The sequence below is a fragment of the Paenibacillus sp. SSG-1 genome (genome assembly GCF_002224835.1).
GTDB lineage: Bacteria > Bacillota > Bacilli > Paenibacillales > Paenibacillaceae > Paenibacillus_AQ > Paenibacillus_AQ favisporus.
Genome location: NZ_MBRK01000001.1, coordinates 4181739 through 4197163 on the forward strand (window position 1 = coordinate 4181739; position 15425 = coordinate 4197163).

Annotated in this window: 17 protein-coding genes; 1 reads left to right on the forward strand and 16 read right to left on the reverse strand. The window is 55.0% G+C overall.

The genetic code is table 11. The features are described from left to right. Positions 1–39 precede the first annotated feature (39 nt). On the reverse strand, positions 40–1653 hold the full coding sequence (locus BCV73_RS19400; RefSeq protein WP_089548243.1) for a type 2 periplasmic-binding domain-containing protein: 1614 nt from the start codon (positions 1651–1653) through the stop codon (positions 40–42). A 424-nt stretch (positions 1654–2077) separates the two neighbouring features. Here BCV73_RS19400 and BCV73_RS19405 point away from each other — a divergent pair, with 424 nt between their 5' ends. Continuing rightward, positions 2078–2236 (forward strand): asparagine synthase, encoded by a 159-nt coding sequence (locus tag BCV73_RS19405; RefSeq protein WP_076169753.1) that lies wholly within the window; start codon positions 2078–2080, stop codon positions 2234–2236. Positions 2237–2365: 129 nt separating this feature from the next. Here BCV73_RS19405 and BCV73_RS19410 read toward each other — a convergent pair whose 3' ends face one another. From BCV73_RS19410 to BCV73_RS19480, 15 genes are all read right to left on the reverse strand, one after another. Then, the gene (locus tag BCV73_RS19410; RefSeq protein ID WP_481855795.1) at positions 2366–3238 is read right to left on the reverse strand and encodes a PhnE/PtxC family ABC transporter permease; all 873 of its coding nucleotides are present in this window, start codon (positions 3236–3238) and stop codon (positions 2366–2368) included. Then, positions 3235–4041, reverse strand: coding sequence for a PhnE/PtxC family ABC transporter permease (locus tag BCV73_RS19415; protein ID WP_244169258.1), 807 nt, complete (start codon positions 4039–4041; stop codon positions 3235–3237). Before BCV73_RS19415 ends, BCV73_RS19410 begins: the two co-directional genes overlap by 4 nt. Further along, positions 4013–4801 (reverse strand): phosphonate ABC transporter ATP-binding protein, encoded by a 789-nt coding sequence (gene phnC, locus BCV73_RS19420; RefSeq protein WP_089548244.1) that lies wholly within the window; start codon positions 4799–4801, stop codon positions 4013–4015. Before phnC ends, BCV73_RS19415 begins: the two co-directional genes overlap by 29 nt. A 47-nt stretch (positions 4802–4848) precedes the next feature. Then, on the reverse strand, positions 4849–5907 hold the full coding sequence (locus BCV73_RS19425) for a phosphate/phosphite/phosphonate ABC transporter substrate-binding protein (RefSeq protein ID WP_089548245.1): 1059 nt from the start codon (positions 5905–5907) through the stop codon (positions 4849–4851). Between the two features lie 187 nt (positions 5908–6094). Continuing rightward, positions 6095–6841: a phosphonate C-P lyase system protein PhnL gene (locus tag BCV73_RS19430; protein WP_089548246.1), complete on the reverse strand. Its 747-nt coding sequence runs from the start codon at positions 6839–6841 to the stop codon at positions 6095–6097. Beyond that, entirely contained in the window at positions 6789–8036 is a 1248-nt protein-coding gene (gene phnM, locus BCV73_RS19435; RefSeq protein ID WP_089548247.1) for a phosphonate metabolism protein PhnM, read from the reverse strand. Before phnM ends, BCV73_RS19430 begins: the two co-directional genes overlap by 53 nt. 25 nt (positions 8037–8061) lie before the next feature. Beyond that, positions 8062–8907 (reverse strand): ATP-binding cassette domain-containing protein, encoded by an 846-nt coding sequence (locus BCV73_RS19440; protein WP_089548248.1) that lies wholly within the window; start codon positions 8905–8907, stop codon positions 8062–8064. Beyond that, positions 8904–9767 carry an alpha-D-ribose 1-methylphosphonate 5-phosphate C-P-lyase PhnJ gene (locus tag BCV73_RS19445; protein WP_089548249.1) on the reverse strand — a complete coding sequence of 288 codons (864 nt, stop codon included), beginning with the start codon at positions 9765–9767 and terminating at the stop codon, positions 8904–8906. The genes BCV73_RS19440 and BCV73_RS19445 overlap by 4 nt, the downstream gene beginning before the upstream one ends. Then, positions 9758–10906, reverse strand: a complete 1149-nt coding sequence (locus BCV73_RS19450; protein ID WP_089548250.1) for a carbon-phosphorus lyase complex subunit PhnI — start codon at positions 10904–10906, stop codon at positions 9758–9760. Before BCV73_RS19450 ends, BCV73_RS19445 begins: the two co-directional genes overlap by 10 nt. Continuing rightward, on the reverse strand, positions 10894–11502 hold the full coding sequence (gene phnH, locus BCV73_RS19455) for a phosphonate C-P lyase system protein PhnH (RefSeq protein ID WP_076169745.1): 609 nt from the start codon (positions 11500–11502) through the stop codon (positions 10894–10896). The genes BCV73_RS19450 and phnH overlap by 13 nt, the downstream gene beginning before the upstream one ends. Before the next feature lie 12 nt (positions 11503–11514). Next, a complete protein-coding gene (gene phnG / locus BCV73_RS19460) occupies positions 11515–11940 on the reverse strand; it encodes a phosphonate C-P lyase system protein PhnG (RefSeq protein WP_089548251.1) in 426 nt (141 codons plus the stop codon). A gap of 58 nt (positions 11941–11998) precedes the next feature. Then, the gene (locus BCV73_RS19465; RefSeq protein WP_076169743.1) at positions 11999–12700 is read right to left on the reverse strand and encodes a GntR family transcriptional regulator; all 702 of its coding nucleotides are present in this window, start codon (positions 12698–12700) and stop codon (positions 11999–12001) included. A 22-nt stretch (positions 12701–12722) separates the two neighbouring features. After that, positions 12723–13364: a DapH/DapD/GlmU-related protein gene (locus BCV73_RS19470; RefSeq protein ID WP_089548252.1), complete on the reverse strand. Its 642-nt coding sequence runs from the start codon at positions 13362–13364 to the stop codon at positions 12723–12725. 13 nt (positions 13365–13377) lie between these two features. After that, positions 13378–14226 carry a PHP domain-containing protein gene (locus BCV73_RS19475; RefSeq protein WP_089548253.1) on the reverse strand — a complete coding sequence of 283 codons (849 nt, stop codon included), beginning with the start codon at positions 14224–14226 and terminating at the stop codon, positions 13378–13380. 347 nt (positions 14227–14573) lie between these two features. Then, positions 14574–15293: a 3-ketoacyl-ACP reductase gene (locus BCV73_RS19480; protein ID WP_089550323.1), complete on the reverse strand. Its 720-nt coding sequence runs from the start codon at positions 15291–15293 to the stop codon at positions 14574–14576. Positions 15294–15425: the final 132 nt, after the last annotated feature.

Genomic DNA, 15425 nt, shown 5'->3' on the forward strand with positions numbered 1-15425 from the left:
ACCTTTCTTTTTTATGCGTTGCATAGTTCACTGGCTGATCTACTTGGATTCCTGACCGTCCCAACGGTCGTAGGCTGCCTGATAGATTTCCACGATGCGGTCTCCGCCCATTTTCTTCACCTGGGCTTTATACTTGTCCCAGTTCGACAGCGGCTCCTGCCCGGTCACAAACTTGGCTTCCATCTGCTCGACGTAGTTGTTCAGGTCCGACAGCAGCGAAGTCACCTCGGTTTGTTCCTCTTCCGTCAGGAATACGTTCGGATACGGCACTTTGGCATATGGCAAGATTTTCTCCTGGTTCTCCTTTTCGACCCATTCGTCGATGTCGGAACGGAGCCCCTTGCTCACTTCCGGAAGGCTGACGCCCGGCGTCGTGATGCCGTAGTTCGGAGTCAGCTTGCCGCGGTAGTTTTCGCGGTCGCCTCCATCCGGTACCGGAAGCCATTCTTTGACGTGGTTTGCCTCGTCTTTGTATTTCCACAACACGCCTTCCGGCCCTTGGTTGAACAGCGTAGAACCTTCATAGCTGTACTGGTAGTCCACCCAGCGCATCGTTGCCTCCGGAGCAGGGTTGGTGCTCGAAATGGCAAACGTTCCGTTCTTCGAAATTCCCGAATTCTTGGCCACCACCGGCGAGTCCGGGAAGCCGGTTTTCAGCGGCTCCATAAACGGGTTGTCGGTGTTCGGCTCACCGCCCAGCATAAAGTACGGCAGCCAGTCGTTGAACAAGGCCACCTGATTGTTTTTGCCCTTGGCTTTCTTCTGGTCGTCGGTCTGGGAGAACGTTTCATGGTCAAGCAGATCGTCCTTCCACAGCCGGTTCAGGAAGGTCAGATACTCTTTGAACCCTTCCTCCTGCGGTGTGTAGTGAACTTTCCCCTGCTTGTCGGCATAATACACCTCGTCATAGATGCCCCAGAAGCCCAGCATCTGCACACGGATATCCTTCAGCTTGGTCGACGTGAGCGGAATTTCATCCGCCTTGCCGTTGCCGTTCGGATCCTCGGTCTTGACCCGTTTCAGGTAATCGTACAGCTCGTCCGGCGTTTCCGGAAGCTTGGTTACGCCAAGCTTCTTGAGGAAACTGCCGTTATAGTACAGCGGGCTCTTGTACCATACCGCGCCTTTATCTACGTAAGGCAGGGCGTAAATATGACCGTCGGGGGTCGTGATCGACTTCCGCACGTCCGGATTTTCGTCCAGCAGCTTCTTGATGTTCGGCGCATATTCATCAATCAGCTTTTCCAGCGGAATCAGCGTTCCCTGACTTCCGTACGTCACCTGCTCAGCCGGCGTCAAAGCCGAAGCGTAGAAAATATCCGGCAGGTCGCCGCTCGCAAAAATCAGATTTTTCTTGGTCTCGAAGCTGTCGACCGGAACCGTCTGGAATGTAAGCTTGATGTTCGTCATTTTCTCCATGTCTTTAAATACCTGCATCGTATCCCACTTGGCGCTGCCCACGTCAGGCGCAAATACCGACAGCGTAATCGGCTTGTCGACGATCGGGAAGCCCTCCTTGTGTACACTCTCCGCCGAGCCGGAGGCTTGACCGCCGTCCCCGCTATCTTTCGAGCCGGAACCGCATGCGGCCAGCAGCGAGACGACCATGGACAGGCACAATACGATGGCCCAAGGCTTTAAACGTTTTCTCATCAGATGATTCCTCCTGTTCATTGTTGTGCGCGGCTTTACGTTGGCCCTTCGGAGTTTCCCCCCTTGAATTCGGACTAAAGCCTACTCCACGCTTTTTCTCCGCAGCTCTGGGTGAAGGATGGTATCGGCTGCTGCTGCGCTTTGTTTGTTAGCGTTTACAAAAAGTGTAGTAACAGGCCGGTTTCGCGTAAATATGTTATTTTTGATATGTTGAATATGTATACAAACTCCAATGTTTAACAGGGATGCGGAAAATAGCAGTGCTAAGCCATTGTATAGCAAGTATGTCAAATATGCCATTGGGAAAATCTACATATCGGCCTGAATTCCACCCCCACCATGTTAGCTGGCGGTGAATAATTCGCCGGACGGTAAACAAAAATAACCTTTGTCTATCCAAACCAACAGCCAAAGGAGTGTCGTCATGCGTGAAGGAATGATTCCTGCCGTTCTTGGAACTGTAGTTACCGCTTCCGGCGCCGCACTGCTGGGCAGCAAGTATAAGCTTGCCGCCACGGGGATTGTCGGATTCGGTCTGGCCCACATCGTACTGGGTGCGATCGATCTGATCGAACACCGGTAATCCGTTTGGAGGACCGTCCGCAAGCGTTACGCGCTTCGGACACAAAGAACCTTGGACATTCCCTGTCCAAGGTTCTTTATTTGTGCAGGCGGCCGATCCCAATGGAGACGCACACCCTGCGGCTGCCTGTTATTTTCCCTGCTTGAGCTTCCGCTTTGCACGGTTTGCGGCGATCTCCAGCAGAATGGCAAAGCCCAGAATAAAGTAGGTGATCGCTCCGATTTCCTGCAGATCAAAGTAAAAGCCGCTGGCCATAAACATATCGTATCCGATCCCCCCTGCCCCCGCGGCCGCTCCCATGGCAACCGCCACGGAGAAGTTGATTTCGAACCGGAGCAGCGTCCAGGACATCAAATAGGATAAGGAGGACGGAATGACGGCTTGGAACACGATTTGCCACCAGTTCGCACCGCTGGACTTCAGCGCTTCGATCGTGCCCTTGTCCATCTCTTCAAAGGCTTCCGAGTAGGCTTTGATCAAATAACCGATGGAGTGAAAAGTCATGCCGATGACGGCGGCGACGCTGCCAAGTCCTGCTGCGACGGCAAAAATCAGCACCCACATGACCGTAGGCACCGCGCGGATGAACGCGACCAGGCCTTTAATGACGGCGGACGCGAACGGCGATGACAAATTGCGGGCTGAGAACAGGCCGAGAAACAGCGCAATAACCGCTCCGAACAAGGTGGCAAGAAAAGCAAGCCCCAGCGTAATCAGCACTTCGAACAAAGCGGCGGCGAAGGTGAAATGGTGCAAACGGGGCTGCAGAAACATCGTCTTCAGGTTCAGCAGCGTGGCGTAGATGCCTTGAAAGATCTGGATCCCTTTGTAGTCAAAGCTCACGAAGGCGAGCACGGTCAGCAGGCTTAGCCCAATTAAGGTCAGCCTGATCGTTAAGTTGGTCTTGCTAAAAGGCTTCTTAAGCGGGATGCCCGGAAGTCTTCGGTCCGGACGGAGATGGAGCTCGGCGGCAATCATCTTGTCGACGGCCTCGGTGCTCATCCGATCATCACCTTTCGGATATAATTCGAGGTGAATTCGATGACCAATATGGAGATCACGATGACGAATACAATCAGGCTGGCTGCGTTGTAATCGAGATTTTTATAGTACAGATTGAACAGGAACCCAACGCCGGTGCCGGTCAGAATGCCGATCAGCGTCGCGTTGCGGATGTTCGTTTCGATCATGAACAGGATCCAGCTGATGAGCTGGGGCAGCGCCGCCGGGATGACGGATTGGCAAATGACGGAGACATAACCGGCCCCGGTTGCCCGCAGCGCTTCCGCCGAATGGCCTCCCGTCTCATCGATGGACTCCAGGAAGGCGCGGGTCAAAAACCCGAAGGATCCAAAGAACAAGGCGAAATAGCCGGTCATCACGTTCTGCCCGAATGAAAACAGAAGGATCATCGACCACGCCGTGACATCAATATTCCGGAATACGGTCGCGATCGAACGGCTGACCAGCTTAATCCCCGCGTGAACGCCGATCGTCTGGGAGCCCAGAAGGGCGAACACGAGCGCAAACACCGAAGCGACGGTTGAAGCGGCGATGGACATCAGCAGCGTTTCGACGAGCGTGCGGAGAACGTCGGGAAACTTGGCCAGAGATTCGGCATTGGGATAAAAATGGGTGACGCCCCATACCAATGCGCCCGGGATGGAGCTCAGCCCCTGGACGAAATCATACTGGGTCAGTACGGCTGCAGCATAGGTTACAAACAGAAGAAGCCCCCAAAACAAATACGCATGCCTTCGTTTGGCCGTGAAGTAATCAACCTGCTTGCGTCTCGCCTTGATCAGCACGCTGCTCTCTCCTCTCGCTTCCGTAAATTCGCTGGAGCTCCTCGGATGTCATTTGTCCCGGTGTTCCGTTGTAGACGATTTTCCCTTGATTGACCCCGATGATCCGGTCGGAATATTTCAGGGCGGTCTCCACCTGATGCAGATTGACGATCACGGTGATGCCCAAATTCGTGGAGATGTGCCTTAAATGATCCATGATCACCTTGGATGCATTCGGGTCCAGGGAAGCGATCGGCTCATCGCAGAGGAGCATTTTGGGCCCCTGAATCAGCGCCCTGGCGATACCGACCCGCTGCTTCTGTCCCCCGCTGAGCTGGTCGCAGCGCTTGTAGACCTGCTCTTCCAGGCCGAGAATGCCGAGAATTTGGTACGCCTGCTGCTTCTCCTCTTCACGGTACAGCCCCAGCATGCCGGCAAGCGTGGATTTGTAGCCGAGCCTGCCGTGCAGGACATTTTCCATCACACTCAGCCGGTCTACCAGATTGTAGTGCTGAAAAATCATACCGATGCTCGTCCGCATCCGCTTCAGCTCTTTCTTGCGAAATTCCAGCACATTTTTGCCTTCGATGCATATTTCTCCGCTGCTGGCATCGATCATCCGGTTGATACACCGGAGCAGTGTCGATTTCCCGGCCCCCGAGGGGCCGATGATCGATACAAATTCCCCACTCCTCACCGAAAAGCTTACATCCGTTAATGCCCGTGTTTCAGATCCATACTGCTTGGACACATGCTTGAATTCCAATAACGCAGTCATCGTACACCTCCAGGCGGTTTGGTATGGAGTTCATAGCCGGCTGCCGGTTATTTGGACAGCTCGCGGATCGGTTCGAACCAGGCGTCGTCGACAGGCAGGAACCGTTCATTCCCGCTTTTTTGCTTGAACAGCCCGCTGTCTTTGGAATCTTTGGGGAGGAAAATTTTCGGATTATGCGTCACGTCATCGGAAGTAAACGCCTCGGTAATCTTCTTCTGCTCATCCTCGCTCACCGTTTTCGTGTTCGCCACAAACGGGGAATTGAGGACCGGTGTCACGGAAATCACCACAAACTCTTTTCCGGAGAGCGTATTGAAAGGCTCAGCAGCGCCATCCTTGACTTTATAGACAGCCCCGGGTTTATTGGCCGTTCCGTCCGCCAGTTCCACGTAATTGGATACGCAAGTATCGCAAAAAGCAGCAACGTCCGCCTTACCCGTCAGGAGATTCACCGCCGAACCCTGGTGGGAGCCGCCAAACAGAACGTCGCTAAAAAATTTATCTTTGCCGCCCTGCATCAAATCGTCTTCCTTCAAATCCTTGTACTTGTCCATCTTTCCAAAATAGCTGATGATGCCTGCAGACGGCACCTTGAATCCCGAAGTCGAGCTGTTCGATACAAAGGAGAACTTTTTCCCGGGAAGAGGGTCGAGGGTAAAACCGTCCCCGCTTTTAAACTCGCCTTCGTCGCCTTTCCGGACGTTCAGCCAGGAATAATATACGGCGTCGTCCAGCGTTCCCGATTCCCCGCTGTTGGTGAACAGCGGCTTCACGTCCTCGGTCTTGTTTCTTGCTTCCACATAACCCTGAGGGCCCATATAGGCCAGGTCTGCGCTTCCGCTTGCAATCGCCTCGATGGCGATGTTGTAATCGGTCGTCATCTTATGCTCCACTTTTTTGCCTGTAGCCTGCTCCACGATCTTTCCGACCTCGTCGCGCGCATCCTTCAAATCCGCTGCGGATTCGTTCGGATACCACACGATTGTCAGGGTATTTTTGTCCTTCGAACCGCCAACGTTCAGGCCTAATGAAGCCGCCCCTGAAGAACATCCGGCAACGGTCACGGCCAGTATCAGCATCAAGAGAAGTGAAATCGATCTTTTCATGGTTTCAGCGCCCCTTTTTCCTTGGATAATGGGATACAATTTCATGATGAAGATGAACAGTCAGCAGAAGATTAACGGGGGGACATGTTTGTGTAAGAAAAACGTCCATCGCAGTAACCTTCAAAGTAGACAGACCGCGTCTAAAGGAAGTCTTTCTTGCGAGATCAGGAAGCCAAGGCTCCGAAACTTATACTTTCTGATCTATTAAGTAACGACCTGCGGCTTCCGGTCTGCCGCCTTCATGAAACCGGCCGTCCTGCATATGGTATTGACGGCTGCACAGGCCCTCCATAAATTCCAGGTCGTGAAAGATCCCGAGCATCGTCGTTCCCTCGTGCATCAGCTGCTCGATCAGCGTTTTCACCTTGACCTTGGAGGCATGGTCCAGACTGGCGGTAGGCTCGTCAAGAAGGAGCAGTCGGGGCCGCTTCACCATTGCTCTGGCGATGTTGAGGCGAAGCTTCTCCCCCCCGGAGAACGTGGCGGGATAGCTGTCGCGGAGCTTGGCATCCAGCTCAAAATGATCCAGCATGCGCTCTGTCTCCCGGGCAGCCTGATGGGGATCCTTGCCCATTTCCAGCAGAGCCTGCGTGACCAGCTCCCGGGCCGTCGTCCGCGGCATGACGTTCAGAAACTGCGAGACGTAGCCAATCTCACGCTTTCGCAGGTCGATCATCACCCGGTCCGGTGCAGAGGCCAGATCGATTTCACCGTACGCTGCCGATTGGTACCGGATGGTCCCTTTCTGGGGGAGATAGGTCCGGTAAATACAGCGGAGGACGGTCGACTTCCCACTCCCGCTTTTGCCCGTAATGCCGATAAATTCGCCTTCGTCCACATGCAGGCTGACGTCTGCGGCGGCCTCGATCTGCTGATCCAGGTTATACAGAGTGAACGTTTTGGACAAGTGTTCGATCGTGAGTAGACTGTTCAATCCCTTTACCCCCTTCATGATCCCTGTAATGGGTTCTCTGAATGAGCTTTCCGTCCACAAATACGGCCGTAATGACCGGGAAATCCCCGTCGATCTTCTCGATCAGGATCAGATCCGCTTTTTTCCCCTCGCGCACCGAGCCGATTTCATGATCCAGATTGACGGCCCGCGCGGGATGAAGCGTCACCAGGCGGAACATGTCGGCCAGTTCCTGCCCGCAGCGGTCCACGAGGTAAAATACCGCGTGAAGCAGTGCCGCCGGATAATAATCGCTGCACAAAATGTCGATGCTCTTCTCCTGAATCGCCTCAGCTGCGGACAAGTTCCCGCTGTGCGAGCCGCCAAGGATGACGTTCGGCGCACCGGCCACGGTGTACATGCCCTGCTGTTTGGCCCGCCGGGCAATCTCCAGCGTAATCGGAAACTCGCTGATCGTTGCGCCGAAGCCCTGGACGAGCTCCAGCTTATCGAGAGAGTCGTCATCATGCGAAGCGACCGCGATTCCGGCTTCCCGCGCCAGTCCGGCAATTTCGCGGATGCTTTCGATGGTCATTTTCTCCTTGCTCTGGTGCTTCCGGATCAACTCGTCGATACCCTCATCGGTCATATCGTCATAGCCTTTCACCGTGGCCTTGTAAATCTCCAGATCCCTGTATTGCCCTTGGCCGGGAGTATGATCCATAAACGAAACGAGGTGAACCTTCTTTTCGGCAATGTAGTTTCTGAGATTGTCTACCTCCAGCAGGTTATCGATTTCAAACCTCGCGTGGAAACGGTGGCGCACCAAGTGCTGGCTCGTATGCGATTCCTCGATCAGCTCCAGCAGCTTGCGCACGTTTTCCGGCTCGCGGATCGGGCGGTATTTGTACTCCGACCCCCTGAAAATGGACAAGGAATGAAACATCGTCGTAATGCCGTGCGTGATCAGCTCTTTTTCCGTTTCCCTGAGGCTCAGTCGAAAATCCATCAGCGATGTCGGCCTCGGGGCAGCCATATGCTCAATGTAATCGGAATGAATGTCGATGAACCCCGGGGACAGATACCCGCCTGCGGCGTCCAAGACCTCCGTTTGCGTATCCACAGCAATGACGCCATGCGGGGCGATTCTGCCGATGCGGTCTCCCTGAATAAGCAGGTCGTATCCGCTCAGAACCCCTTCCTCCGTGATAATGCGTGCGTTCGTAATGAGATACAAAGGCGACTCCTCCTTCGAAAATAAGCTATAACAGGGAGTGAACCAGCTGCTGGGTATAAGCTTCCTGCGGGTCCTCCAAAATTTGATCGGTCAAGCCTTCCTCCACGACTTTCCCGTCAAGCATGACCAGTGTCCGGTCGGCGAGCATGCGGACCACGCCGAGGTCATGGGAGACAAGCACGATGCTGATGCCAAGCTCCCTTTGCAGCGCCTTGATCAGATCCAGCACGCTGGCCTGAACAGACAGGTCGAGGCCGGTGGTCACTTCATCGAGCAGCAGCACCGGGGGACGGTTCGACAACGCTTTGGCAATCTGGACCCGCTGTTGCATCCCCCCGGAAAAATGCTTAGGCGCTTCCTTGATCCGGTGAAGCGGGATATGGACTTTTTCCAGCAGCTCCATGCCCCGATCTTCCATCTCGGAGACGCGGCGGCTGCCCGCCGCGATCATTTTCTCCGCGATGTTGCCGATGGAGGTGAAATCCATCCGCAGACCGAGCATCGGGTTCTGGTACACTTTTCCCATGAGGTGATTCCGGATATAACGCTTCTGCTGCGTCGACTCTGCAAACAGGTTTCGAGAACCGTCTTTGTAAGCCTGGAGATAGACTTCGCCGCTCGTCGCCTCCTGGTCAAAATAGAGGCATCTCATCATGGTGGATTTTCCGCTGCCGCTTTCCCCCACCACCCCAATGATTTCGCCCGGGTACAGGTCAAACGACACGTCTTGGCAGGAATACACGGTATGGCAGACGGTGCAAAAGTTTTTGTAGAGCTTCCGGCTGCCCGGATTCATGCAGTGCGGACAGCCCGGCCCGAACTGCTTGTTTAAATATTTTACGGAAATCATCGGTTGTTCCGTCTGGATCATCGGCTCTCAGCACCTTCCCGCCACGATTGTTCATTCATCCGCTCCAAACAGTAGCTCGTATCATTACATTGAAAATAAGCCGTGCCGCTGGCATCATCGTACAGTTCATCCATGAACACGCCGGTAGCTCCGCATAGCCTGCAGGACCGGTCTTTATAAGACTCCGTTTCAAATGGGTAGTCCTCAAAATCAAGAGATACGACCCTGGTGTAAGGCGGCACCGCGTAAATCTTCTTTTCCCGTCCGGCCCCGAGCAGAATGAGCGCTTCGGAAGCATTCAGCTTCGCATTGTCGAATTTGGGGATCGGGCTTGGTGCCATCACATACCGGTCATGGACCATCACCGGGTGGTCAGCGCCGGTCGTCATGCTGCCGTAATTCATAATTTGCTCGAACAGCATGAGCCAGGCACCGCTGTATTCTTTTTCGGCGTGCAGCTTCTTCGTCTCGGCTTCCCGCGGTTCATACATCCGCAGCGGTTCCGGCATGGGCACCTGCAGCACCAAAATTTGACCCGCCCGAAGCGGAATTTCCGGAACGCGGTGCCTGGATTGAATCAGCGTCGCCTCCGCCGTCTCATCCGTCGTGCGGATATCCGTCGTGTTCCGGACCAGCTTCTTGATGCTGACGGCATTAACGGACTCATCGGAGCCTTGGTCAATTACCTTGACTATATCCTCTCGACCAACCAATGACAGGGTGAGCTGCAGTCCGCCGGTTCCCCATCCCCTGGCAATCGGCATTTCCCTGGAGGCAAAAGGAACCTGATACCCCGGAATGGCGATCGCCTTCAGCGTCGCTCTGCGGATTTCCCTTTTGGAGCCCTCGTCGAAAAACGCGAAATTGTAGTTTATTTGCACAGCTCCTCCACCTCCTCTGTTTCGTCCGCCTCAGGCGTCGTCGCAGTCGTCTTCGTTTTCCGCACGTCGTTCATTTTGGACTGGAACGTGACGTAATGCGGCAGCTTCAAGTGGGACATGAAACCGGTGGATTCCACGGAATCGATATGGTACAGCACAAACTCCTGATCCTGGGTCGGAAAGCGGCTGTCTCCCTGCTCCAGGCTGTGATCCAAAATGCCCATGGCAATCGCCTTGGTCTCGTTTTGCCCGTAACAGAGCCCGTAGCCGATCTCAAAGGACAATTCCTTCCCGCCCTGCTCCTTCACCACCGAGGCAGACATGAGCATTTCCGCCTCCGTTACCTTGATTTCCCCGATATAATAGCTGTCCTCAGCATCTGCACTGGATCCGAGTGGATCATCGATGCATACCGGAACTCGCCCGACCCGCAGCTCGCCGACAGTGGGATGCGATACGCCGTATCCGCGGATGACCGCGTAAGCGAGCGAGGTAACCGTCCCGGTCTGGCCCCGGGTAAGCACCTGCAGCTTCTGGCTGCGGCTGGCCGGAAACGTGATGCTTCGGCGCGTCACGTCATCCGGTTCGGTATGATCGTCCACGGGACAGGCCATGAGTCCCTGCTCGATCAAATAGTCCATGACCTTCATCAGCTCTGGCGGGCGGCCGGCCTCCGGCAAGCTTCCGAGCTCACCCGCAAACGCCTCCAGCCACCGGGCGGCATCCCCATCCGTTTCATGCATCAGGTCAAAGTCCAGGAGCCGGTGGCTGTAATCGACCGAAGCGCCGAGAATTTGCCCGCCCGGGATGTCCTTGAAGCTGGCGGAGATCCGCCGCTCAACCCTCATCTCGCGGGTGTGCACCGCTCGAGAATAATGCTTCCGGGGAAGCGTAGAGCGGTAGGCCCTCAGCAGAAACACCGCTTCCTCCGGGCTTCCTTCCGCCTGCTTGATCGCCAGCGCCGCCAGCGTTTCGTCGTACAGACTGCTCTCCGACATGATCTGATCGATCAGCCCTCTCATCCCGCCTTCAATGCGGGTGACGTCCAGTACCTTCCCCTGCTTAATCCGTTCGAATTTGATCCGCTTCAAGGATTCCTCGATCGCAAGCGTTCCGCCTTTTACCGCTACATATCCCATAGAAGCACCTCCCTCTCCTCGATTTGCGTCGTCCGGGGCAGGCACAGCAGCTTGTTGTTTTTGTCGACGACCAGCATGTCAATTCCCAGGGGATATTCCGCGTTTTTCTCCGCCCGCGCCTCCAGCCAACCGGGAGCCAGCGGAATCCGGACAAAGCTTTCACCCTCGATGCCCGGCCCTTTGAGGCTCAGCTCAAAGTCTCCGGACAGCTCCCCCGACTCCACGATCACAGTGGCAGAGGCATGCGGATCGGCCAGCGTACCGACTTTGGCGCTCTGTAGAGCCTTCAGCAACTCCCCTTCCTTGGCATCATGCAGGACAAAAATGTAATCCGCTTTCTCCGGCTCCGTCCGGACGGCGAAGGTCAGCTGGTTCAGGAGCCGCGTAAGTTCCGCTTCCCGCTGCGAGCAGATGCAGAACGTAACCTCCGTATCCAGCAGCATCAATGCGAGCACCCAGGTGACGGGTAGCCCTCCCCACTGTGCGTCGGCCTTAGCCGCTTCCGCCGTCAGATCCGAAATCAAGCCGGGTCTCGACATGGAATCTACCACTTTGCGGTAGGCGCGCTGTATATCATGAACTGCGTCGAAGTTCATCACTCTCTCCCCCTAATCCACATCCATCGTTTCAAAATCGACCTTCGTTTTGGCGATCTCGGCGAAAGCCTGGCTGCGCGTAGCAGCGATCCGGGCTTCTTCGTCCAGCAGCGTCTGATCCCATGCCCTGGTCTCCTGCAGTCCGGCCTGATACGCCGCGTCGATGAGGGCGAGCTGATAGGCCAGCTCATGGTCATGCCCTTTGACCACGCCGATGCCCATGCTGCCTTCGACCTGCACCTTGCATTCGCTCACCAGCACTTCCCCCAGATAGAACAAGCTACGCTTGGCGGTCTCTCTCACTTTGACCATGACCAGTCCCTGGCTTGGCTGCTCGACCAGCTTCACCTCATAACGGTCTGCAATAGCCTGCGCCATACGGGCGGCGAGTTCCCTGGAGCCTTCTACCAGAATCTCAGTCCGTCGTCTTCGTTTCATCCATTCCCGGCCTCCCTGTTTGAGGTTGTTCAAAAAATCCGCTGTTGAACACGCACTTTTAGAGCTCGTACGTAAAGTAGTCGCTCCGGTACATAATTCTCGTATATTCCAGCGGCTTGTTCGTCTGGCTGTCCAAACAGCCGGTCTCCACGACGAGCAGTGGAATGAGGCTGGTGCAGGCGAGCAGCTCCCTTTCTTTCCTGCCGGGATAGGTCACGCTGAGCAGCGTCTTCATCGACTCGAACCCCGTATACCCTTTTCCCCGGTAGAAATCGAACATCGAGGTAATGTCCCTGCCTGTCCGTCCGATGTCCGGAAACATAGACTCCGCCACATACGACGTGTGAATCGCAATCGGACGGTTGTCGATGAGACGGAGCCTGCCGATGCGGTATACCTTCTCTTCCGGCTGTGCTTCAAGCGCTTTATACACTTTGTGGTTATACTCGATGGGATCGCAAAAAATGTTGCGCGACTGATAGTCATACCCCATGTGGATCATCTTCCGGCTGAAGCTTTCGTTACCCGAAAAGAGGAGCGGGATGCGCTGATGCTGGTCGCGGACAAAGCTGCCCTTGCCCTGCCTGGAGTACACATACCCCAGGTCCTGCAGCTTCTCGTAAGCTTTTCGAGCCGTCATGCGGGGCACTTTGAACAACCTGGCCAAATCGTTCTCCGACGGCAGCTTGTCATCCGGCTCATAGATGCCTGCCTCCATATCGGCTATGAGCTTATCCATGATCTCCATTTCGTCATGCATCCCTTATGCTCACCCTCCTCTTTTAAACCCCGTACTTCCGGATAAAAGAATCCGTATCGTTTAACTCTTCGAACCGCTCCTGGATGACCTCCCGCGGCCAATCCCACCACGCGATCTGCAGGAGCTTCGCGATGACATCCTCCGAAAATCTCTTTCGGACCGGTTTGGCGGTAACGCCGACGACGATGGCATACGGTTCGACATCTTTGGTGACGATTGCTCCGGATCCGATCACCGCTCCGGTGCCGATATGAACCCCCTTCATGATGATCGCGCCGTGACCGATCCAGACATCGTGCCCGATCGTTACCCGGTTGCCCCGCCTCCGGTTGAAAATCGCCTCGTCATCGGTGCCGGCAAAACCGTAATCCCTTCTCCGGTAAGTCATATGATGCTGCGTAACCCGCTCCATGGGATGATCCACCGGGTTGATGCATACATGCGAGGCAATCGAAGTATATTTGCCGACTTCCGTGTAGTTGATCGTCACGTCGTCCATGGTGTAGGTGTAATCCCCGATATCGGATTCGATAATTTGATTGCCTGGACCGACGGAGGTCCAGGATCCGAACGTGCTGTGAAGAATATGCGCGCTTTCGTGGATATCAGGATCCGGGCTCAGCCGTTTATTTTCCGCAGGGCGATGAATCGAATGCTTTTCCATGAATGTTCCCCCTTTACTTCGGTCTGCGCTTCTTGAGCTCTTCGACACAGGAAATGCCCGGATCTTTGCTTCCCAGCCGAACCTCCTTCTCCCCATAGAACCCGTGAAAGTCGGATCCTCCGGTCATGACGAGATCGTAACGGCGCGCAATCTCCATGGCCCGCTCCTCATCATCGGCACCATGCAGCGAATGCCACACTTCAATACCCTGAAGTCCCATGCCCACCAGCTCGCGGACATATTCAAAGTTGCCGTATTGGCCAGGATGGGCCAGAACCGGCACCCCGCCAGCCTGAATGACGGCCTCGATGGCGTCACGGGCGTGAAGGTAGTCCAGCCGGACGTAAGCCATGCCGGGCTCCTCACCGTTCCCCCCGCGGGAAAACAGCTTTTTGTACAGCTCACCGTATATAGATTTGGCATAGCCATTGTCAATCAGTGCGTGCATAATGTGCTGCTTGTATACGCCGGTTCCCCCATCCGCATACCGCAGAACCTGGTCCCAGGTGATGCCGTACCCCGCCTCAATCAGCCGTTCAACCATCACACGGGAAGCTTCATGCCGCTTAGCGATCATCGGGCTACATAGCTGCTCCAGAGCCGGATGCCCCGGCTCGATGAAATAGCCCAGGATATGTACCCTCCTGCCTCTTTCCATGTCATAGGCGGATATTTCGATCCCCGGGATCACTTCAAGGCCAAGGTCTCTTCCCCGTTCCAGCATGGCGACAAGTCCCTTTGTCGTATCGTGGTTTGTGACCGCCAGCACGCCAATGTTCTCATTCAATGCCGCCTCGGCCAATTCCTCAAATGAATACGAACCGTCCGAAATGGTCGTATGACAATGCAGTTCCGTCTTGATCGCTCAGCACCACCTTATCTTGGATAAGCAGACAACCGACGCCACAACCGATGATTCACGCCCGCTGCATCGCTTCGGCTGTCTGTAGTGACAGTCTAACTTGGTGCCAAGTTGCAAGGGTTAAGGCACGGTAAAGCTTCTGTAAAAATAAACGCCGTAACCGTAAATTTTGCCTCGTCTCCAGCTTTTTCGCACAAAAAAAGCCCCACATTGGTGGGACTATGCTGCAATATTAATATTCAGGTACTTTGCGGTACATCGAAATCGGTTCCTGCCAAAAAAAGCCTGCCTCTTGGCAGATCTGCTTCCGATCCATAAGAGACAGGCTTACAGTCCGTACAATGTTGTTATTGCGGGTTGGTCGTCCAGATGCCGGCCGATTTCACAAATACGCGCTGCGGCAGCTTCAGCGTGGCGAGCGCCAGCTCGGCCACGTCTTCCGGCTGCATCATGCGGTCCTCATCGCCGACCTTCAGATTGTTGTCGCGGGCCAGCGCCGTATTGACGGTGGATGGCGTCAGCGCAACGACGCGGATGTTGTTCTTGCGCACTTCCTGAAGCAGCGATTCTGTCAGCCCCATGACCGCAAATTTGGACGCGCAGTATGCGGAGCCCGTGGCAAAGCCTTTTTCCCCGGCTGTGGAGGAGATGTTAATGATGCTGCCGCTGTTTTGCCCCACCATATCCGGCAGGACGGCCCGGGACATGTAATATGTACCCATCAGGTTTACCTGAATGATTTGTTCCCACTGGGCCGGATCCATTTCGAGTACGGTCCCGAACGAAGCGATGCCCGCGTTATTAATCAAAATATCGATCGTGCCGAGCTCTGCCTTCAGCGCACTCACCGCGCTTTCCGCTTCCTCCCGCTTTGATACGTCCGCCGCTGCGGTCGCAACACGGATGCCGTGTTCACCGGCCAGCGAAGCCTTCAGCGCATCCAAATCGGAGGCGGTGCGGGAAATGAGGCCCAGATTTACGCCTTCTTTGGCCAGCAGCTCAGCAATCGCCAAGCCGATTCCTTTGCCCGCTCCGGTAATGACCGCCGTTTTTCCTTGTAGATCCATCAAACTCATCATGTTCTCTCCGTTTCTGTTTGAATTTGTTGAAGACGATGCCTCCATGTAGGCATCTCCCATTATACTATTAGCCGCAAATAGCCCCGGAACCTTCGTTCCGAGGCAAAATCCCGCAAAGCA